This is a genomic window from Sorangium sp. KYC3313 (assembly GCF_052075895.1).
GTDB classification, from domain to species: Bacteria; Myxococcota_A; Polyangia; order Polyangiales; family Polyangiaceae; genus Sorangium; species Sorangium cellulosum_B.
Genome location: NZ_CP197255.1, coordinates 392,109 through 413,855, shown reverse-complemented (window position 1 = coordinate 413,855; position 21,747 = coordinate 392,109). Strand labels below are relative to the sequence as shown.

Below are 21,747 nucleotides of genomic sequence, written 5' to 3'. Positions count from 1 at the left end.
TCAGAGCTCGGACAGCGCGGAGCGCGCGTCGTCCGCGACGAGCTTGTTGCCGTACGCGGACGCGAGATCGAGCACCTCGGCGAGCTCGCGCCGCGCCTCCTTGACCAGGCCCCGCTGCTTCAGGAGCGCGCCGAGCAGGTACCGGCTCTCGAGGGCGTCGGTGCGGTAGGAGCGCGCGTCGGCGTAGCGCGCGAGCTCGCGCAGGAGCTCGCCGGCGCCGGCCGCGCCGCTCAGCCCGTCCAGGTAGGCGAGGTGCGCGCGGTTGATGGAGGCGAGGCGCTCGTGGCCGCTCTCCTCGGCGAGCTCCTTCGACTCGGTGAGCGACGCGTAGGCGCGCGGCAGATCGCCGAGCCGCCGGCTCGCGTCGCCGAGGTTGTGCAGCGCGGCGGCCGTCTCGAAGCGCAGGCCCGCGGACCGGGCGAGGTCGACGGCGCGGGCGGAGCTCTGCACCGCCGCGTCGAAATCGCGCAGGAACACGTGCACGAGGACGCGCTGCTTCTCGCGCTCGCTCGCCGCCGCGAGGTCGCCCGGATCGCCGAGCGCCTCCGCCCGATCGAGGGCGCGGAGCGCCGCCGCGATGTCGCCCGTCGCCGCGCGCGTCTGGGAAATCGCGAGCAAGAGCCTCGGATCGTCGATCGCGCCCGTCGCCTCGAGCTGCTCGACGGCGCGCTCGGCGCGCGCGAAGTCGCCCGTCCGGACGCCGATCTCCGTCTCGCACGCGAGCGCCTTGCGGCGGAGGTCCTCCCGATCGCCGGCGAGGGCGTAGGCCTCCTCGAGCCTCCCGTACGCTTCCGCGAAGAGATCCACCGCGCCGAGGGCGCGCGCCAGGTCGACGCGGGCCGAGAGCTTCTGCTCCGGCGTGCCGGCCTCGTCGATGCGCCGCAGCGCGCGGGCGGCGACGTCGACGAGATCGGGCGCGGAGCGCACGCGCACGACGACGTCGGCGAGCGCGCCGAGCCACGCGGAGAGCTCCGCCGGCGAGCGGTGGGCGTGGTCGCCGAGATCGAGCGCCTGGAAGATGAGCCGGAGCGCCGGATCGAGCTGGCTCGCGCGGATCTTGTGGAGCGCCGCGCGCGCGTAGAACGTGGCGGCGCGGTCGCGATCGCCGGCCTGGTAGAAGTGCTGCCCGATGCGCTCGGCGTGCTCGGCGCCGTCCTCGCCGACGACCGCGACGTACGCCGCCGCGGCCGCGGCGTGCAGCTCCCGGCGGAGCTCCGGCGGGATCGCGTCGAGGACGATCTCCCCGTGCATCGGCGACGCGAAGCTCGCCTGCGCGGGGCCCTTGAGCCGCAAGAGGTCGCGGGTCGCGAGCCCGGAGATCGCGCGGTTCACGGCCGGGAGCTTCTGCTGGAGGAGCGCCGCGAGGACCTCGGTCGGCACCGGATCGCCGAGGATGGCCGCCGCCTGGAGCACGGCGCGGTCGCTCGGATCGAGCCGCCGCACCCGGGTCGCGATGAGCGTGCGCAGCGAGCGCGGCACCGCCGACGCGCCGTCGAGCCGCGCCTTCACGACGCCGCCGACGACGCTGAGCGCGCCGGAGTCGAGGAGCTCCTTGATGAGCTCCTCGAGGAAGAGCGGGTGGCCGCCGGCGCGCTCGCGGCAGAAGGCGACCACGTCGGGCGGCAGGAAGCTCGCGCCGATGCGCGCCGACATGAGGCGCGCGCTGTCGCTGTCCGAGAGCTCCCCGACCTTGAGCCGGTAGAAGTGGGGGTGCGCCTCGAGCAGCGGCGGCGGGTCGCTGCGCGTCGCCAGCATCAGCACGGCGCGGAGCCCGCCGGCGCGGCCCGCGGTGGCGAGCAGGGTCTCGGCGGTGAGCTGGTCCATCGCCTGCGCGTCGTCCCAGGCGAAGCAGTGGAGGCGATCCTCGCACAGGCTCTGCACCATGCGCGGGAACGCCGTGCGCAGGATCGCGGTCGTCCCCTGCGGCGCCCGCCTCTCGGCGAGCGCCGCGCCGAGCTGGCCGAGCACGGCCGCGGACTCGTCGTCGCGCAGGCCGAGCGCCCGCAGCCGCGGCAGCACCGCGCGGATGCGCTCCTCGTCGTCGCCCTCCTGGATGCCGCAGAGCACCTGGAGCATCGCGGTGAGGCCGCTCCACGGGACGTCGGCGCCGTTGTGCGGGCACGAGGCGACGTAGACGCCGACGTTGTAGTCGCCCTTCGAGAGCCGCCGCTCCATCTCGGCGAGCAGCCGCGTCTTGCCGATGCCGCGCTCGCCCTGGATGACGGCGATTTGCGCGCGCTTCCTCGTGGCGGCGGCCAGGATGTCGCCGAGCTGCTTGAGCTCGTCGCGGCGGCCGATGAAGCGGCCGGACGCGCCGTCCGGGGGCTGCGCGGACGTGACGACGCGCCCCCCCTCGGGCGCTGTCCGGCCCGCGCCGGGCAGCTCCTCGGTCGCGAACGCGTTGCGGAGGACGCGCCCGGTGAGGTTCGACACGGCGACCTGGGACTCGGTCGCGCGGGCGAGCGCCTGGGCGGAGGCGATGAGCGAGGTGAGCCGCTCGTCGCGGATCGGGGCGCCGGCGCTGTCGACAAGGATGCGGGCGAGGTGGACGCCGGCGGAGACCGCGGCGCCCCCGCCGCGCGGGCGCAGGATCACGAGGGCGGCGCGCACCGCGGCCTCCGTGTCCCGGCCGTCGGCGTCGCCGAGCCCGAAGACGGCGACGAGCTGCGACGCCTCCTCTTCGAGCAGCAGCGCGCCGTAGCGCGCCAGCACGTCGCGGGCCCGCGCCATGCGCCTCGCCGCGTCGTCCTCGGATCCCGTGAAGATGAGCACGAGCGCCGTGACCTCGCGCCGCTCGCCGAGCCCACGCGCGGCCGGGCCGCTGTCGGCCTTCTCGAGCAGCTGGAGGAGCCCGGACGCCGAGCGGCTGTGCGTGCTCGTCGTGTGCGGCACCTCGACCGGCGTGCGCTCGTTGGCCGCGTTCGGCTCCTCCTGGAGCACGGCGCTCGCCTGGATCTCGGCGCTCTTCTCCTCGTGGAACGGCTCGAGGAAATCGGCGAGGTCGTTCGCCCCGAACCGCTCGGCCGTCGCGTAGAAGAAGCCGAGGAGCGCCTCGTGCAGCCGCCCGGCGTCGGGGAACCGATCCTCGGGGTCCTTCGCGAGCATCGTGCTCACGACGTCGACGAGCGACCGGGGCACGTCGGGGCGCACGAGCGCGAGCGGCGGATACTCGCTCGCCTGCAGGCGCCGCATGATCTCGAACGCCGTCGGCGCCGCGAACGGGTTCGACCCGGCGAGCATCTCGTAGAGCACCGTGCCGAGCGAGAAGAGATCGCTCCTGCCGTCGATCGCGCCGGCGCGCGACTGCTCGGGGCTCATGTAGGCGAGCTTCCCGCGGATCCTCCCTGCGCGGTTCTCGCCGACCTCCTCGTCGGTCATCGATTGCGTCGCCTTCGCGATGCCGAAGTCGGTGACCTTCACCTCGCCCTCCCAGGAGAGCAGGATGTTCTGCGGAGAGATGTCGCGATGGACGATGCCGAGGGGGCGCGACTGCTCGTCGCGCCGCCGGTGCGCGTGATCGAGCGCCTTCGCGATCTCGGCCGTCATGAAGACGGCCATGGCGAGGGGGATCGGCTTCTTCGCCCTCCGGCAGCGGGCGAGGAGCGTCGCCAGGTCGAGCCCGGGGACGTACTCCATCGCGATGAAGTAGCTGGTCGGATCGCCGTTCGGATGGTCGACGCGGCCGAGATCGAAGACCTGCACGATGTTCGCGTGCGAGAGGCGCACGGCGAGCTTGGCCTCGTGCACGAACATGTCCACGAAGCGCCCCTGCTCGGCCAGCTTGGGGAGGATGCGCTTGATGACGAGGACCTTCTCGAACCCCTCGACGCCGAAGCTCTTCGCCTTGAAGACCTCGGCCATGCCGCCCTCGCCCAGGCGCTCGAGCAAGCGATACCGCCCGAAGGTCTCGCTCAGCATCGCCCCGCCTGCGCCCCGCGCAGCCTCGCGCCTTGAGCGCGCGCGGCGCTCCGGAGGGGGCGGCCCGCGGTCGGCGCGCGAGCCGGCGCCGCCGCGCCGGCCGCGTCGCCTAGCCGCGCGTCATGTCTCGACGGCCTTGTTCGCGCCGGCGTCATCGTCCCCTCCATACATCGACTCCGCGATCCGGAACGCCGCCCCCTCGAGACGCGCGTAGGCGTCCCGGAGCGCGTCGAGGTCGCCGCCGGCTTCGAGCAGCTTCCGCAGCGCCGCGCACTCGGCGTGGACCTCGCCGAGGAGCTCGGCGTCGAGCAGATCGCCGTAGCCTTCGAGGGCCTGCTCGGTCGTGTAGACGAGGGTCTCGGCCTGGTTGCGGAGCTCGGCGAGATCGCGCCGGAGCGCGTCGGTCTCCTTGAACCGCTCGCCCTCCGAGACGAGCCGCTCGACCTCGTCCGGCGTGAGGCCGCTCGTGGGGGTCACCCGGATCTCCTGCACCCGCCCCGTCCCGAGATCCCGCGCCTCGACGCGGACGATCCCGTTCTCGTCGATGCGGAAGGTGACCTGGATCTTGGGCAGCCCGCGCGGCGCGGGAGGGATGCCGGTGAGCTCGAACCGGGCGAGGCTCCGGCAGTCCGCGGCCATCTCGCGCTCGCCCTGGAGCACGTGCACGGGGACGAAGCTCTGGTTGTCGACGCTCGTCGTGAAGATCTCGCTCCGCTCGGTGGGGATGGTCGTGTTCCGCGGGATGAGCTTGAAGCTCACGCCGCCGCCGGTCTCGACGCCGAGCGACAGCGGCGTCACGTCGAGGAGCAGCACCTCGTCGACCTGTCCGGAGAGCGCGGCGCCCTGCAGCGCGGCCCCGACCGCGACGACCTCGTCGGGGTTCACGCCCTTGTTCGGCTCGCGGCCGAAGAACTCGCGCACCGCCGCCTGCACCGCGGGCATCCGGGTCATGCCGCCGACGAGGACCACCGTGTTGACCGCGGAGACGGGGAGCTTGGCGTCCCCGAGCGTGGCGCGACAGACGTCGATGGTCCGCCGGATGAGGCCCTCGCAGAGCATCTCGAGCTCGTTGCGCCGCATGGTCCGCTCGAGGTGGAGCGGCCCGCCGCCCGGGCCGACGGCGATGAAGGGGATGTTGATCTCGGTCTCGAGCGACGACGAGAGCTCGTGCTTCGCCTTCTCGGCCGCCTCCTTGAGCCGCTGCAGCGCCATGCGGTCCCGGCGCAGATCGATGCGGCTCTTCCCCTCGAACTCGTCGGCGAGCAGGTCGATGATCCGCTGGTCGAAGTCCTCGCCGCCGAGGTGCGTGTCGCCGCCGGTCGCCTTGACGCTGAAGACCCCGCTCGCGATCTCGAGGATCGAGATATCGAACGTGCCTCCGCCGAGATCGTAGACCGCGATCGTCTCGGCCTTCACCTTGTCGAGGCCGTAGGCGAGCGCAGCGGCGGTCGGCTCGTTGATGATCCGGCGCACGTCCAGCCCGGCGATCCGCCCTGCGTCCTTCGTCGCCTGCCGCTGCGCGTCGTCGAAGTAAGCGGGGACGGTGACCACCGCCTCCGTCACGGGCTCGCCGAGGAACCGCTCGGCGACCTGCTTCATCTGGCCGAGGATCACCGCGGAGATCTCGGGCGGCGAGTAGTTGCGCCCCTTGACCTCGACCCACGCGTCGCTGTTCGGCGCCTCGACGATCTTGTAGGGGGCGAGGCTGATCTGCTTGCTGACCTCGGGCGCGGTGAACTTGCGGCCCATCAGCCGCTTCACCGCATAGATGGTGTTCTGCGGGTTCGTGACCGCCTGGCGGCGCGCGACCTGCCCGACCAGGCGCTCACCGCTCGCGGGAAAGCCGACCACGGACGGCGTGGTGCGCGCGCCCTCGGCGTTCGGGATCACCCGAACATCGTTCGCCGAGGCGACGCCTGCCCCTTCGACGACAGCCACGCACGAGTTCGTCGTCCCGAGATCGATGCCGATCACCTTCCCCATATGCGGCGAAAGATACTACAGGCCTGGATGCTCGCCGGGTGGGGAGACGACCTGGGCGCCCGCGATATTTGAGGAGATCGTGCGGCGAGGTAGCGGGGCACGGCAGATCCCGGACACCATCACCGCCAGGATGCGCACCGTGCCGGGGGTGTGCGCCGAGGGAGCCGGCGCGACGCCGCGCGGAGGCTCAGTTCGCCGCGGCCGGCTCGGCGGGCGAGCCCTTCGAGACGACGACCATGGCCGCGCGGATCAGGTAATCGCCCAGCATGTATCCCGGCTGGACCTCCGCGATCACGACGCCAGCGGGGTGCTCGGTCGAGTCGAGCTGCTGGATGGCCTCGTGCACGCTGGGATCGAAGGGCTTGCCGACCGCGGCGATGCGCTTGATGCCCATGCGCTCCAGCGTGTCGACGAACTGCTTCGTCACGATCCGGATGCCCTCGGCGACCGACTTCACGTCCGGCGCGCTCTCGGCGTGGCTGGCGGCGCGCTCGAGGTTGTCGAAGACCGGGAGCAGATCCTTCAGGATCGCCTCGCGGCCGCGGCGCTGCGCCTCTTCGACCTCGCGCCGGGAGCGCTTACGGAAGTTGTCGAAATCCGCGGCGGTGCGCAGCAGCTGCTCGCGCATCCGCGCGGCTTCGGCCTGCGCCTCGCCTAGCTTGTCTTCGGGGGTGGGGGCCTGCTGCTCCGCGGCCTCTGCGCGCTCCGCCTGCGCCTCTGCCGTCTCCCCCGTGTTCTGGTTCGACCCATTTTGTTCCGAATCGCTCATAGGACGGCGGCACTATAACCAGCCGCGATCCGCTGGCAATCGTCACGCCCATGGTCGGCCGGAGGCGAGCGCCGGCGTCCGAGCGCGCCGGTGCTCGCCGCCGCGCCGGTCCAGGACGCCCGCGGAGCCTGGCTCCTGGGCGCTCCGGGCACGCTCCGGAGGCGCTCCGGACGCGCTCCAGAGGCGCTCCGGAGGCGCTCCAGAGGCGCAGATTGCCCGGGTCTCCACGATCCGCTGCGGGCGCTGCATCGACCGTTTGCTCTGACGCCCCCCCCGGCGTTAGATCGCCCCCCATGAGCATCGCCACAAGCCCCGCCGCCGAACCTCCTCCGGCGGACGCCTCGACGCCCAGCTCGCCGCTCCTCGCGGCGCAGAAGCACCTGCTCGGCAACTACCGCCAGCCGCCGTTCGTCCTCGACCGCGGCAGGGGTTGCGAGCTCTTCGACACGGAGGGGCGCCGGTACCTTGACATGTGCGCGGGGGTGGCGGTGGCTTCGCTCGGGCACGCTCACCCGCGGCTCGTGGCGACCATCTCCGAGCAGGCGGGCCGCCTGATGCACGTCTCCAACTATTTCTTCAACGCCGAGAACCTCCGCCTCGCCGAGGAGCTCTGCGCGAAGACCGGCTTCGACCGCGCCTTCTTCTGCAACTCGGGCACGGAGGCGAACGAGGCGATGCTCAAGCTCGCGCGCCGCCATTTCTTCAACCGGGGCGAGGTGGGGCGCTACCGCATCATCGCGTTCGACAACGCGTTTCACGGCCGCACCCTCGGCGCGGTCGCCCTGACCGGGACGCCGAAGTACCGCGAGGGCTTCGGCCCGCCGCTCGACGGCGTCACGCACGTGCCGTACGGAGACGCGGCGGCGGTGCGCGCGGCCATGGACCCGGACGTCGCGGGGATCCTCGTGGAGCCGGTGCAAGGGGAGGGCGGCGTGCTGCCGGCCCCGGCCGGGTTCCTCGCCGAGCTGCGGCGCATCGCCGACGAGCACGGCGCGCTGCTGCTCATCGACGAGGTGCAGACCGGCATCGGGCGCACGGGGCACTGGCTCGGCGCGACGTACGACGGCGTCCAGGGCGACGCCGCGGCGCTCGCGAAGGGGCTCGGCGGTGGGTTCCCGGTCGGCGCGCTGGTGCTGCGGGAGCGGCTCAACGGCGCGCTGCCCCCGGGCTCGCACGGCTCGACCTACGGCGGCAACGCGCTCGCCTCGGCCACGGCGCGCACGGTGCTCGCGGTCATCGAGGAAGAGAAGCTGTGCGAGGCCGCCGTGAAGCGCGGCGAGCACCTCGGCCGCGGCCTCGCCGCGATCGCCGCGCGGCTGCCGGGCGTGTGCCTCGGCGAGCGCGGTCGCGGGTTGCTCCGCGGGCTCATCCTCGCGCCGACCGTCGACGCGCGGGCCGCCCTCGGCCGCGCGCGCGATCGGGGCGTGCTGCTCACGATCGCGGGGAGCAGCGTGCTCCGGTTCACGCCGCCCCTGATCGTGAGCGAGGCGCAGATCGACGAGGCGCTGGCCGAGGTCGAGGCCGCGCTCTCCGAGACGCCGGCTGCAGGTTGAGGTGGTCGCCTCGCGCGCCGCGGGTCCCGACGTCGCACCCGTCCCGTGCTCGGGCTGCAGCAAGCTGATCGATCCGCTGCGCGCGGGGCAGGTGGCGATCTTCGATCAGCGCTTCCATTATTTCTGCAACGCGCGGTGCCGCCACGCCTTCCTCGGTGAAGCGCCGCCTGCGCCGGGGGACGGCCGGCCTGCGGGCCTCGCGGCGTCGGGCGCGCCCTTCGCCGGCGCTCCTCCCCGGGGGCTCCCGCCGGGCGCGCCGCCGGGCGCCGGCGGGCACCACGCCTCCACCACCCCGCGCACCCCGCGCGCGGAGCCCGCGCGGGCGAGCGCCGACGAGGGCGCGGCGCGCGTCGCCGAGCTCGACGCGCCGATCGTAAACGCGTTCCCCCCCGTGTCGCTCGACGAGAAGCTCCCCGAGCTGCCCGTCCTCGACGACGATCGCGCGCTGCTCGAGCCCATCGGGAACACCATCCTGAGCGAGGAGCCGCAGCGCTACGACGCGGTCGACGCGCGGGACATCGGCGCGCTCCTGCTCGTGCTCGCGATCATCGCGGGGACGCTCGCCGTCGCGCTCACCCTCGCCGGGGACGCGAAGCTCGTCATCGGCGCGCGGATCGTGCTCGCCACGGTGAGCGCAGGGATGCTCCTTGGCCGCGCCGCCACGACCGCGCGCGACGCCACCGATCCGCACCCTGCGCCGATGCTCGCCCCCGTCCTGGGCGGGCTCGTCGCCGCCGTCTGGGCCCTCTTCGGTCAGGACCGCGCCCTCGCGGCCGAGGCCGCGTCGCTCGCCGGCGTGATCGCCACCGCCAGCGCGATCAGCGCGTGGCTCATCGAGAGCGCCCGACATCGCGTGTTCGCGGAGCGGGCGTGGATCGGATCCGTGCTCTCGACCCCGGCGCGCCGGCCGCCTGGCGCGTGGGCGCAGGGCCAGGCGCCCGCCGACCGCGCCCCTCAGCGCGGCGGCGACGGCGGTCCTGTCGAGGGCGCCGGGGATGAGCTCTACGAGCTGCGACCGGGCGAGCGCGTCCAGGTCGACGCGGGGGAGATCGTCCCCGTCGATCTCGTCGTCACGGGCGGCGACGTCGAGGTGCTCCCCTGGATCGGCGCGACCACGCCGACCCGCCGCCGCGACGGCGACCCGGTCGTCGCCGGGGCCACCGTGGTCCGGGGTCGCCTCGTCGGCGCGTGCACCTTCTCCGGCGGCGATCGCGCGGTCGCGCGCGTCCTGCTCGACGCCCGCCGGCGCGCGGACGCCCTCGCGCCCATCGCGCAGGCCTCCCGCGCCTTGACCGAGCGCTGGGCGATCGGCGCCGCGGCGATCGGCGCGCTCTCCGCCTTCGTCGCCGGGCGCGCTCCGGTCGAGATCGCGATGACCGCGGCCGCCGTGCTCGCCGCGCTGTCCACGGCGATCACGGCGTCCATCGCCTCGGTGCACGTCGCGCGGGGCATCTTGCTCGGGCTCCGCCGGGGCATCGTCTACAAGAGCGCCGACGCCTGGGATCGCGCAGGGAAGACCTCGGTCGCCGTGTTCTGCGCCCGCGGCACGCTGCTGCTCGGCGAGCCCGAGCTCGCGGAGCTGGAGGCGACCGGCCAGAAGCTCAAGCCGAGCGACGTGCTCGCGCTCGCGGCCGGGGCGGAGCGCACCGAGGAGCACCCCGTCGCGACGGCGATCGTCCGCGCCGCGCGCGCCCGCGGCTTGCGGCCCGACGGCGTGCGCAACCCCAACTTCCACCCCGGCCTCGGCGTGACGGCCGTCACCTCGTCCGGCGAGGAGCTCTGCGTCGGCAACCGCGCGCTCATGCTCGAGCAGCGGATCTCGATCGCCGCGGCCGAGAGCCGCGTCGCCGAGCTCGAGGCGCTGGGGCGCACGGTGGTCCTCGTCGCTGTCGGCGCTCGCCTCGTCGGCATCATCGGCCTGCAGGACGGGCTGCGCCCCGGGGCGCGGGCCGCCATCCAGCACCTGCTCGACGCGCAGATCGAGCCCGTGCTGATGTCGGGCGACGCGCGCGAGACGTGCGAGGCGATCGGCCGCTCGCTCGACATCGATCACATCCGCCCCGAGATCCTCCCCGCGGATCGCGGCACGGAGGTGCGTCGCCTGATCGACGCGGGCACGAGCGTCGCCGTCCTCGGCCACGCGGGCGTCGACGACGCCGCGCTCGGCGCCGCGGACGTCTCCGTGGCGCTCGGCGCCGCCGGCTCGGCGCCCGCCGACTTCTCCACGGTCCTCGCGTCGGACGACGTCCGCGACGCCGCGCTCTCCCTCGCGCTCGCGCACCGCACGCGCCTCGAGGCGCGCGTCGGGCTCGCGCTCAGCGTCGCCCCGGCGCTCGTCGGCGCCGCGGTCATCGCCGCGTTCGTGCTCCCGCCGGCCTACGCGCCCATCGCCTCGCTGCTCGGCGGCGTCATGGCCGTCTTCCACGCCCGCGCGCTCGACGCGAAGAGCTGAGCGCCGGGCGCGCTCGCCGGCGCGGGGCTCCTCGCCGCGCCGGGGCGGGCTACGAGACGTCGGGCGTGGTGCCCTTGGCGTCGTGGCAGTCCGCGCAGACGCCGTACATCTCGTGCTTGTGCCAGGTCACCTCGAAGCCGTACTTCGCGGCGATCTCTTCCTGGAGCGCCTCGATCCGCGGCTCCTCGAACTCGATGATCTTCCCGCAGTTGACGCAGATCAGGTGGTCGTGGTGCGCGCTGGCGTCGTCCGCCAGCTCGTAGCGGCTAAGGCCGTCCCCGAACCGGCGCTCGGAGGCCACGCCGCACTCCGCGAGCAGCTTGAGCGTGCGGTACACCGTCGCGTACCCGATGCCTCGGTCGTGCGCGCGCACCTCCGCGAGCAGGTCCTCGATGGTCATGTGCGGGGCGCCGGAGAAGAACGTGTCGACGATCAGCCGGCGCTGCGCCGTCGATCTCAGCCCCTTCTTCGCCATGTACGCCTGGAGGCGAGCGCGGAGCCGGTCGAGGGCAATCTTGTCCACGTGGCTGGCGCCGCTCCCCTCTCTCTCCATGACGGCCATGGCAAGTTTATCCCGTTCGCGGCGAACCGCGTCAAGGCCGGTGACCGAGGCCACGTGGCGCGACCTCGCCGATGCTGCCTGTGGCCCCGCTCGTCGGCGCTACTCGCCGACCTGCGCCATGTAGCTGATCTGAGCCGCCGAACCCCCGAGGGGGCTGAGCAGCGTGATGGGAGGCGCGACCAGGCCGGCCGCCGCCGTGTTGTCGATGACGACGTAGTAGAGGCCCGGGCGCAGCGCGTAGCGGCGGGTCTCGATGATCCCGGGCTGGAGAGGGCCGCCTGCCTGCACCGGGCCTGGCGGGGGGCCGAGCGGCTTGCCGGTCTGGTACGCCTCGCGCCACGCGTCGCCGGTGGGCTTGTCGACGATCATGAGGTCCACGGGCGCGCCCTGCGCGCTGACCTTGAGGTAGAGCGCCTGGTCCGAGTCGGCGATCTCGAACGGCCCGAGGTAGTCGCGCTGGTGCGCGTGCACCTCGACGGTCTCGTTCGCGAAGGTGTACCGCTCCTCGTCCTCGGCCTCGAACGGGTGGTGCGGTCGCTGGGGTGGCATGAGGATCCCCAGCGTGAAGTCTTTCCCGGTCTCCTCGTTGTAGAGGACGGTGAACCCGCGGGTCAGCTCACCCGCGACGATCTGGTTGCCGAGCACGTTGGCGAGCCCTCCGAACGGCGGGACGTTGGCCATCACGTCGATGACGGGGTTCTCGACGTAGCCCAGCTGGAAGCTCGGGCCTTGCACGATCCGGTTCAGCCGTCCCCACACGTAGACGTTGTCGTCCGCGAGCTGGAAGTCGGGTCGGTACTCGACGGACGTCGTGAGCGAGAAGCCCACCCGCTTGGCCGGCTGCATGTAGCCGTAGCCGGTGCCGGCGATGTGGACGGTGATCGTCTGGGCCGCGTCGTTGACGTCGTACGAGCACTGCATCGGGAAGAACCGCCCGATGGACGCCGATCTGTCCTGAAGGCGCAGCGAGACCCCGCTCTTCAGCATCTCGGGGCAGATCTTGCTGGCGCCGAAGTTCGAGAACAGGAACCAGCGGAGGCCAGGGCTCGCGTTCACGGGGCCGCTGACGCAGGGGCAGCCGACGAACGTGAACGACAGCGCGACAGCGGCGAGCGCCAGCGCGGCGGACGCGCGGGAGAGCGGGGGTCTTCGTGCGGGCACGCGGGCTAACATAGCGGGTCGACCTCGGAGGGAGAGCGGGTTTGCGCGCGGGGGGACGGCCCCTCCCGGATCAGCGCACGAGATGCCATTGGACGCCGGGGGTCACCTCGAGATGCAGGTGATTTTTGTGCGCCCGGTCGTAGTTGGGCGTGAGGATCGACGTGAAGATGTGCTGGTCCACCGCCTCGCACACGATGGATCGCAGCTCTCGCGCCGCCGCGTCCGCCGGAGGGCCGCTGCCCGCCCCCTTGCCGGCCCCGCGGCGCCGCCCGGTCGGGCCGGCGCTCTCGCCGCAGACCGGCGCGCCGCGCCTGCCGACGAAGTCGCGCTCCACCTCGAGCCAATCCTCCGCGAACCCGCCGCCGACGCGCTCCTTGACGAACCTGTAGGGGTCGATCGCGAGCCCGCCGGGGTGCCTCGTGGCGAGCTTGCCCTCGGGCCACATCCTGGCCGGAGGCCGCCAGGCCGAGAACATCAGCACCTCGTCGATGTCGTGCGCGCGGAGGATCCGGCTGAAGTCCGAGAGCGCGAGCGCGAGGCGGCAGTCGAAGACGTCGTACGGGTTTCCAGCGCGTTGATGGGCCGGCAGCGCCGTCCGGTAGACGACCCCGCCGACCTCGTGCGGCAGCCGCACCGGAGCGAGCACGCCCGGCGCGCGCTGCACCGGCTGGAACGCGATCTTCCGCTGCGTGAGCGCCGCACGGCATTGCTCCGCGCTCATGGCCGCGTAGCGCGCCGACGGGTGCTTCGCCCAGTCCTGGTGGTACCTGACCTTCGGCTTGCCCTGCGCGCTCGGCGCGGCGGCGAGGGGGCCGAGCGCTAGGGCGAGCGCGCAGGCAGCGGCGGCGTGGCGTGCGGGCGGCATCGTTGCGGTACATCCCTCGTGCGAAGCAAGGCAGGCCGACCCTCTCGGGGGCCGAGCGATCACGTAATCACGTAACCGCGTGGCCGCGTGGCCGCGTGGCCGCGTGGCCGCGTGGCTGCGTGGCCGGTCGCGCCGCCATCCGGTGGGGCGGGGCCCCGTGCGCGGGGCGGCACCTGCCCGATCCTACCGCGACATTTGACCGGGCCGCGCGATCCCCTCAAAATGGGTCGCATGCGCGTCCGTGGGTCGAGCGCCCGCACGCGCAGCTTGACGTACGGGAGCGAAGGTCCGGCCCGCATGGCTTCCCGGGCTGGGCGGTCCCTGGTCCAGGTAGCCACGGCGGCGCGCTTGTGCGCGGCATGCAACTGACATGGGTGATCTTTCCAATCGAGCTCGAAAGATCCTTTTCGCCGCGGTCACCGAGTTCATCGCAACGGGCGACCCAGTTGGCAGCAGGACGCTCGCCCGGAAATACGGGCTGGATCTCTCGGCTGCTTCGATCCGCAACGTGCTCGCCGACCTCGAGGAGGCCGGGTACCTCCACCAGCCGCACACCTCTGCCGGGCGGATCCCGACCGATCGCGCGCTCCGGCTGTTCATCGACGCGCTCGTCGAGCTCCGGTCGCTGTCCCCCGAGCAGCAGGCCGAGCTGAGCGCGAGGTTCACCGAGATCTACGCGGGGGCGAACGATCCGCTCCGCGAGACGGGGCGCTACCTCTCGGAGCTGTCCGGCGCCGCGGCGGTCGTCGCGGCGCCGCGGGCGGAGCTCCGCGCCCTCGCTCAGCTGCGCTTCATCCCGACCAAGCCCGGGCAGCTGCTCGCGGTGCTCGTCTTCGCCGACGGCTCGGTCGCGAACCGCTTCATCTCGGCCGACGAGGCGATCAACGAGGGCGAGCTCACCCGGATCCACAACCTGCTCACCGACGTCATCGAGGGGCGCACCCTGGGCGAGATCCGGGACCTGTTCGCCCGCCGCCTCGCCGACGAGCGCCTCCAGATCGACGCGCTGAGGCGCCGCGCCTTCGAGCTCGGCAGCAAGGCGATGGCCGACGTGACCCCGCGGAGCGAGGTCGTCATCGAGGGGCAGAACCGCCTGATCGATCTGCCTGAGTACGCCGATGTCGACCGGCTCAAGAAGCTGATGAAGGCGCTTGAGGAGCGCGAGGAGCTCGTCGATCTGCTCGACCGGACGCTCGCCGCCGGCGCGGGTGAGGTCACCGTGTTCGTCGGCAGCGAGGCGGGCGACCTCGGTGGAGGCCAGCTCAGCCTCGTCGCCGCGCCGTACATGGAGAACGGCCGCGTCGCCGGGACCGTGGGCGTGCTCGGCCCGACGCGGATGGACTATGCGAAGGTCATGCCGCTGGTCGACGCCACGGCCGCGGCAATGACCGAGGTCCGCGGCAAGGTCAAGTAGCGCCCTTCCGCTGCGGCTCGCGGAGCCGCTCGAGCACGTCGTCGAAGTCCGGGGGCGGCGGCGCCTGGAAGCGCATCGGCCGGTCGTCGGCCGGGTGGTCGAAGCCGAGCTCGGCCGCGTGGAGCATCAGCCGCGCGGCCGGGACCCTCGCCCCGCGGTAGCCCCGCACGTAGACGGTCTCGCCGACGAGCGGGTGCCCGGCCTCCGCGAGGTGGATGCGGATCTGGTGCGTGCGTCCCGTCTCGAGCCGGCACGCGACGAGCGTCATGCCCCCGGCGCCGGCCCCCTCCTGCGGCCCTCGGAGCACCTCGATCGGCTCCACGTGCGTCACCGCGAGCTGCCCCTCGCGCCGCCCCTCTCGCGCCGAGCCGCGCAGCCCGTCGCCCCGATCCTCGACGAGGTAGCTGCGGTAGGTGCCGCGCGGGACGGCGCCGTGCGCCAGCGCCAGGTACTGCCGGTGCATCGCGCGGACGCGGAGCTGCTGCGCGAGGTGCTTCTTCGCGGCGAGCGTCCGCGCGAAGACAAGCAGCCCGCTCGTCCCCTTGTCGAGGCGCTGCACCACGCCGAGCGGCGCGCGCCCGCGCAGGCGGTCGCGCCTGGCCAGCACCTCGCGCACCAGCGCGTCGAGGGTCGCGGCCTGCTCCGCGGGATCCTCGTCGCCGTACGGGATGGTGCTCACCCCGGCGGGCTTGTTCACCACGATGACGCTCGCGTCCGCGTAGACCACGAGCTCGCCCTCGAGCTTGCGCCGCCGCACGGTCTCGGGCCTCGGCGCGTGCAGGCGGATCTCGAGCAGCTCCCCGCCGAGCACCCGCCGGCGGGCGCTCGTCGCCACCGCGCTCCCGACCAGCACCTTGCCGGTCTCGATCAACCGGCGCGCGTCGGACCACGAGACCGCGGCCAGCGCACGGACGGCCCCGTCCAGCGGGCGCCGATCCAGCTCGGCGGGCACCGTCCAGCGGCCATCCTGCGGAGGTCGTACCTGGGCGGCCGGGTGGACGCCGGTCGTTTCGGCGGCTTTGTCTTCCTGGCTCGGCGGAGTGGCGGGTCGGAGCGAACGCATGTAGAAGCTCACAGGGGGGCGCCTCGGCTCCGCCCACCAGCGTGGGACCGGGCTCTACCGGCGCGGAAAACGCACATCCGCGGGGCCCGCGGGGGCGAAATACACCGCGAATGTTGACACATCGCGCGACCGGAGCCGAAGATATCCAGAGCCGTCATCGCTTTCTCGCCATCTGAGAGGAGACCCGTTCGTGGCCAGCACCCTTCTCGCCGTAGACGACAGCGTGACCATGCGCAAAGTGCTCGAAATCACCTTTGCGGGTCAGGATTTCCGCGTCGTGACGGCGAGCAGCGCCGACGCTGCGCTGCAGAAGCTCAAGAGCGATAAACCCGACCTGGTGATCGCCGACGTCACGCTCGAGCCGAAGAACGGCTACGAGCTGTGCAAGGCGATCAAGCAGGCCTCACCGGCGACGCCCGTCCTGATCCTCTCGTCCAAGCAGAACCCGTTCGACCCCGCCAAGGGATCGGGCGCGCAGGCGGACGATCACATGGACAAGCCGTTCGACACCCAGCAGATGATCGACAAGGTCAAGAAGCTGCTGGCGTCGCGCGGCGAAGCGAAGCCCGCCGCCGCAGCGGCCCCTGCTGCCGCGGCGCCTGCGCCCGCGCGCTCTCCTGCGGCGCAGCCCGCCGCCGCCGCGCAGCAGGCGGCAACGAGCCCGCTCCAGCGCGCGAAGACCCTCATCTACACGCCCAACGCGCCGGCCACGAGCGCTGCGCCGGCCCAGGCCTCGGTCAAGACGGCGCCGGGCGGCCCGGCGAACGTGCCGGTCACGACGACGATGGCCTTCTCGCCGACGCCGGTGTCCGGCGTGCCGAAGACCGCGACGGGGCCTGCCGCCGTCGCCGCGACCGCCTCCGCGCAGGTCAACGGCCAGATGGCGAGCAAGCTCGAGGGCCTCGGCCTCACCTCCGATCAGGTGGAGGCCGTGATGGCGCTGTCCCGCGACATCGTGGAGCGCGTCGTGTGGGAGGTCGTGCCGGTGCTCGCCGAGACGATCATCAAGGAAGAGATCGCGCGCCTGACGAAGTAGGCGCGCACCGCGGCCTCTGCCTGGCCGTGGCTGCTTTGTCCGGCGTCCTGGAGTTGCTACGCCAGGGCCGCGCCTCGTTCCGCGGTCGGCGCAGCCATGAACGACACACACGACAAACGCAGCGGTGCGCCCGCGGACGCCCGCGACGGGACGGCCGCTGGCGATCTGGAGAGCCCGAGCGCTCCTCCGCCACGCGCGCCTTCCGCCGGCGACGGGGCAGCGGGGAGCGACGGCATGGTCGGGATGGCCGGGGCCGCGGCCGACGCCGAGGAGGCTCGCCTCGTGCCGCAGGGCAACCCGCTCCGCTGGCGTGGCGCCGCCGTGTCCGCCGCGGGCGCCCTCCTCACGTTCGTCGTGATGGCGCTCGCGCCTCAGCTGCGCTGGGGTGTCCCGATCGGCGCGCTCGGCGTCGCCATCGCGGCGATCGGTCTGCTCGACCTGCTCGGCTCGTTCGACGATCCCCCCGAGCGCGTCGCCACGCGCGTCGGGATCCACGACCTCCTCGGCCCGCTCGCGCTGCTCGGGGGTGGGCTCGTCGCGCTCTTCGTCCTGATCACGCTGAGCGTCGCGGGCTTCTTCTCGCCGAGCCCCCTCTCGTCGGACGGCGCGCCGACGCTGCTCTCGCTGGCGGTGCCCGCCATCGCCGTACCTGCCGCGTTTCTCACGGCGGTCATCGGCGCGTTCCGGTTCGGCGAGCGCCTCGGCCCCTGCCGCGTCGACGAGGCGGGAACTCCGCGCCCCCTCGGCCGGCGGCACGGCTTCTGGCTCGTCGCCGTCGTCACGCTGCTCTACCTGCCCATGCTCGGGAGCCACTCGCTCACCGATCCGTGGGAGACGCACTACGGCGAGGTCGCGCGCGAGATCCTGGCCAGGAACGACTGGATCTCCCTCTGGTGGGCGCAGGACGGCTGGTTCTGGTCGAAGCCGGTGCTCGACTTCTGGATGCAGGCGCTCGCGATGGCCGCGTTCGGCGTCCGCTACCGCTCGGGCGAGATGCTCTCGGCGGCCGCCGAGGGGCGCACCCCGTGGCCCGAGTGGGCCGTCAGGCTCCCCGTCTTCGCGCTGACGCTCATCGCCGTTTATCTCCTCTACAAGGCCGTCTCGCGCATCTTCAGCCGCCGCGCGGGGCTGCTCGCGGGGCTCGTCCTCGCCACGATGCCGCAGTGGTTCCTGGTCTCCCACCAGACCATGACCGACATGCCCTTCGTCGCGACGATGGCCGCGGCGATGGCGCTCCTCCTGCTCGGCATCCACACCGACGACGCGGAGGAGGCGCGCGTCTACGAGGTGGATCTCGGCCCGCTCAAGGTGGGCCTCTCGGCCTATCACCTCGTGCTGGGGGCGATCCTCGCCTGCGCGCTGCCGCAGATCCTCTACCTGCTCTCGCGTCACGTCGAGATCGGCCTTTCGCCCTTCGGCCTCCACTTCCGCGGCGACGTCTTCAGCTCGGGCTCACCGGGCAACTGCGGTCTGCCCGGGAACGAGGCCTGCCGGTCGGTGCTGCCCGTGCTCCCCGGCCTTCAGCCTGCGCTCCAGGCGCTCGTCTGGGCGCAGACGCTCGCGATCGTCCTGTACGCCAGCTGGGGCGAGCGGCGCGTCCAGCGGCTCCTCTTCCTCTCGGCGTGGTTCTTCGCTGCCCTGTCCACGATGGCCAAGGGGCCGGCCGGCTTCGGGCTCCCGGTGCTCTGCGCGCTCGGCTACGTCGTCGTCTCCCGCCGGTACCGCGACGTGCTCAAGATGGAGATCCCCGTCGGGCTGCTCGTGCTCGCGTGCATCGCGCTGCCCTGGTTCGTCGCGATGTACGCGCGGCACGGCCAGCCGTTCACCGACAGGCTCCTGTTCCACGACATGTTCAAGCGCGCCTTCACCCACGTCCACGACACGAACGAGGGCGACGACGTGAGCTTCCGCTATTACGTGTGGCAGCTCGGCTACGCGATGTTCCCGTGGACCGGGCTCGTGCCCGCGTCGCTCGTGTGGTGGCTCAGGCGGCGCGAGGGGGCGGCGCCGGGGGAGCGCGGCTCGGCCGACGTCCGCCAGGGCGACGCCTCGGTGTTCCTGGCGATGTGGTTCCTCTTCGGCTTCGCGCTGTTCTCGCTGATGCTGACGAAGTTCCATCACTACATCCTGCCGGCCGTGCCGCCGGCGGCGATGCTCACGGGGATCCTGCTCGACGACATGCTGCGCCTCGATGGCCGCGCGGGAGGGCTCGCGCGCCGCTCGAACGGCGCCTCCTCGCCGGTGCAGTCGGCGCGCTCCGCCGCGGTGGTCAGCTACGAGCGCGCGATGCTCGGCGCCGTCGCGCTCGGCGCTGCGCTCCTCGTGTTCCTCGTCGGGCGCGATCTCGCGATGGTGCGCGAGGGACAGCCGAGCCAGGCCAGGTTGCTGCACCTGTTCACGTACAATTACAAGCGCCCCTGGCCGCAGTCGCTCGACTTCTCCGCGGCCCTGTGGGCCTTCACCGCCGCCGCGGCTGCCCTGTGCTTGCTGCTGATGGTCGCGCGCTGGCGCCGCCATGTCGTCTACGCGCTCCTCTCGCTCGCCGTCGTGTTCACGGCGTGGGGCATCGACGTGTACTTCGTGCGGACGTCGCCTCACTGGGGGCAACGCGAGACGTTGCTCGCCTACGTGCGCGCGAATCAGCAGATCCCAGGGCCGCTCGTCGCCTACCAGCTGAACTGGAAGGGCGAGAACTTCTATGCCGGCAACCGGCTGGCGGCCTTCGTGTCGAGCGGAAAGAAGTTCCAGGATTACATCAACGAGCAAAAGAAGAAGGGCGTGAAGACCTTCTACTTCGTCACCGAGCACGGACGCACCGGCTCCTTGTCGAACGAGCTCGGCAGCCCTCGCATCTTCGAGAAGCTCACGTCCATCGAGCTCAACAACAAGTTCCTCGTGGTGCGAGCGACGTTCGAGTGAGCCGAACGGCGCCGGAGGGCGCTCATCTCACCAGCGCTGTCCGGCTGTGACGCTGTACGCCTGCTCCGGCCCGGGGAGTGCCGCTGTCGGTGTTCGACCGTCATGCTGAATCAGGAGCGTTCTTGCATCTCTGTCGCCGTGGCGGCGCAGCAGCGCAAGGGGACTCCTGTTGGGGCGTGCTAAGTACCTGAATTGACTTGAAGAAGTCGCAGGCACGCGCCCTGCTCTCCCCTGGGTTCGAGCGTCGCGGCGGAGACCTTTCCCCCCCAGGTCCGCTGCGACGCTCTCTTTATTTCCGCAGCTGCGCCGGCCGCACAGCGTGCGACCAGCTCATTCGCTCCTGGCGCCGCCAGGGGTCGCTTGCAATGCAGTGAAATGTCGATCCAGCGCGTCCAGGAGACCTGCTGTGGTGCTCACCTCGGCGGTCACGCCGACCCGGAGCCCCCGCTTCTCGGCGGTCGCGGTCGTGATCGGCCCGATGCTCGCGAGGAGCACGCGCTCGAGGCGCGCTGCGGCGCCCTCGCCGAGGAGATCGCAGAGGCTGTCGACGGTGCTGCTCGAGGTGAGCAGCACGACGTCGATCGCGCCTGCCGAGAGCGCCCGGAGCAGCTCTTCGCGGCGACCGGCCGACGCAGGGCGGGTCTCGTAGACAGGCACGACATCGACCTCGCAACCGGCGGCGCGGAGGCGCTCGGGGAGCACCTCGCGGGCGACCAGCGCGCGCGCGAGGAGCACGCGGACTCGAGGGGACGCCGCCCGGCGTCCGGCGAGCGCGGGGTCGGCGAGGATGGCCTCCGCGAGCTCCTCGCCGCGGAATTCCCGCGGGACGATGTCGGCGCGGACGCCGCGCGCGGCGAGCGCGGCGGCCGTCCCGACGCCGATCGCGGCGAGGCGCGCAGGGCCGAAGGCGCGCGCGTCCAGGCCGAGCCGCTCCACCTCCTTGAAGAAGCAGGCCACCCCGTTCTCGCTCGTGAAGACGACGGCGTGGTAACCGGCGAGGCCGCGGACGGCCTCGGTGACGCGCGCCGGGTCGGGGGGCGGGTGGATCTCGATGGTCGGGAGCTCCACCGCCTCGCCGCCGCGCAGGCGCACCAGCCTCGACGTCGAGCGCGCCTGGTGGCGCGGCCGGGTCACGAGCACGCGCTTGCCGAAGAGCGGCTTCCGATCGAACCAGCGGAGCGTGTCGCGCAGGCCGGTGACGGCGCCGACGACGATGACCGCGGGGCTCTCGATCCCTGCCTCCTTCACGCGGCGAGGCAGCTCGTCGAGGCGGCTGGAGACGACGCGCTGGTCGGCCCGCGTGCCCCACTGGATCGCCGCCGCCGGCGTCGCGGGATCGCGGCGCCCGGGCCCCATCAGCCCCGCGACCACCGCGTCGAGGGCCTGCATGCCCATCAGGACGCAGATGGTGCCGCGGACGGAGGCGAGCTCGCTCCAGTCGAAGGATCTGCCAGCCCGGGTGACGCCGCTGACGATCATCACGCTGGAGGCGATGTGCCGGTGCGTCAGCGAGATGCCGGCGTAGGCCGTCGCGCCGAGCGGAGAGCAGACGCCCGGCACCACCTCGAACGGCACCCCGGCCCGCGCCAGCGCCTCCGCCTCCTCCGAGCCGCGCCCGAAGAGGAACGGATCGCCGCCCTTCAAGCGAACGACGCTGCGGCCCGCGAGGCCGAGCGCGACGAGCTCCGCGTCGATCTCCGCCTGCTTCGCGTCCTTCACCACCCGATCGCCGCCGCGCTTGCCGACCGAGCGCACGTCGGCGCCCTCCCGCACGCGGTCGAGCAGCGCGGGGTGGACGAGCTCGTCGTGCAGCACGACGTCGGCCGTGGCGAGGAGCTCTGCGCCGCGCAATGTGAGGAGCCCCGGATCCCCAGGGCCGGCGCCGACCAGGTACACGACGCCTGGCCTGGCCGCGCCCGGCGCTCCGTCGTTCATTGCCCCCGCAGCCGCCGCGCCGGGGCCCTCCTCGGAAGGATCGTTACGCCTCGGAAACACAGTCAAACTCCCGTCATTCTCTCGTTCATGCATGGCAGACGTTGATTGTCATAGCGA

At 72.7% G+C, this 21,747-nt stretch carries 13 protein-coding genes; 5 read left to right on the top strand and 8 right to left on the bottom strand.

Features of this window, described 5'->3' with window-relative positions:
* The 3 genes from ACSRUE_RS01675 to grpE form a co-directional block, all read right to left on the bottom strand.
* The gene (locus ACSRUE_RS01675; protein ID WP_441289489.1) at positions 1 to 3,918 is read right to left on the bottom strand and encodes a serine/threonine-protein kinase; all 3,918 of its coding nucleotides are present in this window, start codon (positions 3,916 to 3,918) and stop codon (positions 1 to 3) included.
* A gap of 120 nt (positions 3,919 to 4,038) precedes the next feature.
* Positions 4,039 to 5,901, bottom strand: a complete 1,863-nt coding sequence (gene dnaK / locus ACSRUE_RS01670; protein WP_012232637.1) for a molecular chaperone DnaK — start codon at positions 5,899 to 5,901, stop codon at positions 4,039 to 4,041.
* 187 nt (positions 5,902 to 6,088) lie between these two features.
* Positions 6,089 to 6,670, bottom strand: a complete 582-nt coding sequence (gene grpE / locus ACSRUE_RS01665; RefSeq protein WP_441289488.1) for a nucleotide exchange factor GrpE — start codon at positions 6,668 to 6,670, stop codon at positions 6,089 to 6,091.
* A 293-nt stretch (positions 6,671 to 6,963) separates the two neighbouring features.
* Here grpE and ACSRUE_RS01660 point away from each other — a divergent pair, with 293 nt between their 5' ends.
* Both ACSRUE_RS01660 and ACSRUE_RS01655 read left to right on the top strand, forming a co-directional pair.
* Complete coding sequence (locus ACSRUE_RS01660; RefSeq protein WP_441289487.1) at positions 6,964 to 8,223, top strand: aspartate aminotransferase family protein; 1,260 nt, start codon at positions 6,964 to 6,966, stop codon at positions 8,221 to 8,223.
* Between the two features lies 1 nt (position 8,224).
* Complete coding sequence (locus ACSRUE_RS01655) at positions 8,225 to 10,675, top strand: HAD family hydrolase (RefSeq protein ID WP_441289486.1); 2,451 nt, start codon at positions 8,225 to 8,227, stop codon at positions 10,673 to 10,675.
* Between the two features lie 49 nt (positions 10,676 to 10,724).
* Here ACSRUE_RS01655 and ACSRUE_RS01650 read toward each other — a convergent pair whose 3' ends face one another.
* The 3 genes from ACSRUE_RS01650 to ACSRUE_RS01640 all read right to left on the bottom strand — a co-directional run bounded on the left by ACSRUE_RS01650 (position 10,725) and on the right by ACSRUE_RS01640 (position 13,263).
* The gene (locus tag ACSRUE_RS01650; RefSeq protein ID WP_441289485.1) at positions 10,725 to 11,237 is read right to left on the bottom strand and encodes a Fur family transcriptional regulator; all 513 of its coding nucleotides are present in this window, start codon (positions 11,235 to 11,237) and stop codon (positions 10,725 to 10,727) included.
* 99 nt (positions 11,238 to 11,336) lie between these two features.
* Positions 11,337 to 12,398, bottom strand: a complete 1,062-nt coding sequence (locus tag ACSRUE_RS01645) for a hypothetical protein (RefSeq protein WP_437762321.1) — start codon at positions 12,396 to 12,398, stop codon at positions 11,337 to 11,339.
* Between the two features lie 70 nt (positions 12,399 to 12,468).
* Complete coding sequence (locus tag ACSRUE_RS01640; protein WP_441289484.1) at positions 12,469 to 13,263, bottom strand: hypothetical protein; 795 nt, start codon at positions 13,261 to 13,263, stop codon at positions 12,469 to 12,471.
* A gap of 370 nt (positions 13,264 to 13,633) precedes the next feature.
* Here ACSRUE_RS01640 and hrcA point away from each other — a divergent pair, with 370 nt between their 5' ends.
* Positions 13,634 to 14,677: a heat-inducible transcriptional repressor HrcA gene (gene hrcA / locus ACSRUE_RS01635; protein WP_437762319.1), complete on the top strand. Its 1,044-nt coding sequence runs from the start codon at positions 13,634 to 13,636 to the stop codon at positions 14,675 to 14,677.
* Here hrcA and ACSRUE_RS01630 read toward each other — a convergent pair.
* Positions 14,670 to 15,629: an RluA family pseudouridine synthase gene (locus ACSRUE_RS01630; protein ID WP_441289483.1), complete on the bottom strand. Its 960-nt coding sequence runs from the start codon at positions 15,627 to 15,629 to the stop codon at positions 14,670 to 14,672. The genes hrcA and ACSRUE_RS01630 overlap by 8 nt on opposite strands.
* Before the next feature lie 301 nt (positions 15,630 to 15,930).
* Here ACSRUE_RS01630 and ACSRUE_RS01625 point away from each other — a divergent pair, with 301 nt between their 5' ends.
* Both ACSRUE_RS01625 and ACSRUE_RS01620 read left to right on the top strand, forming a co-directional pair.
* Positions 15,931 to 16,776, top strand: coding sequence for a response regulator transcription factor (locus ACSRUE_RS01625; protein ID WP_437762317.1), 846 nt, complete (start codon positions 15,931 to 15,933; stop codon positions 16,774 to 16,776).
* 96 nt (positions 16,777 to 16,872) lie between these two features.
* On the top strand, positions 16,873 to 19,695 hold the full coding sequence (locus ACSRUE_RS01620) for an ArnT family glycosyltransferase (RefSeq protein WP_441289482.1): 2,823 nt from the start codon (positions 16,873 to 16,875) through the stop codon (positions 19,693 to 19,695).
* A 330-nt stretch (positions 19,696 to 20,025) separates the two neighbouring features.
* Here ACSRUE_RS01620 and cobA read toward each other — a convergent pair whose 3' ends face one another.
* Positions 20,026 to 21,630 (bottom strand): uroporphyrinogen-III C-methyltransferase, encoded by a 1,605-nt coding sequence (gene cobA / locus ACSRUE_RS01615; protein ID WP_437762315.1) that lies wholly within the window; start codon positions 21,628 to 21,630, stop codon positions 20,026 to 20,028.
* Positions 21,631 to 21,747: the final 117 nt, after the last annotated feature.

Coding starts and splice junctions, on each gene's coding strand:
- ACSRUE_RS01675 (WP_441289489.1), bottom strand. CDS start 3,918: ATGCTGAGCGAGACCTTCGGGCGGTATCGCTTGCTCGAGCGCCTGGGC.
- dnaK (WP_012232637.1), bottom strand. CDS start 5,901: ATGGGGAAGGTGATCGGCATCGATCTCGGGACGACGAACTCGTGCGTG.
- grpE (WP_441289488.1), bottom strand. CDS start 6,670: ATGAGCGATTCGGAACAAAATGGGTCGAACCAGAACACGGGGGAGACG.
- ACSRUE_RS01660 (WP_441289487.1), top strand. CDS start 6,964: ATGAGCATCGCCACAAGCCCCGCCGCCGAACCTCCTCCGGCGGACGCC.
- ACSRUE_RS01650 (WP_441289485.1), bottom strand. CDS start 11,237: ATGGCCGTCATGGAGAGAGAGGGGAGCGGCGCCAGCCACGTGGACAAG.
- ACSRUE_RS01640 (WP_441289484.1), bottom strand. CDS start 13,263: ATGCCGCCCGCACGCCACGCCGCCGCTGCCTGCGCGCTCGCCCTAGCG.
- hrcA (WP_437762319.1), top strand. CDS start 13,634: ATGGGTGATCTTTCCAATCGAGCTCGAAAGATCCTTTTCGCCGCGGTC.
- ACSRUE_RS01620 (WP_441289482.1), top strand. CDS start 16,873: ATGAACGACACACACGACAAACGCAGCGGTGCGCCCGCGGACGCCCGC.
- cobA (WP_437762315.1), bottom strand. CDS start 21,630: ATGAACGACGGAGCGCCGGGCGCGGCCAGGCCAGGCGTCGTGTACCTG.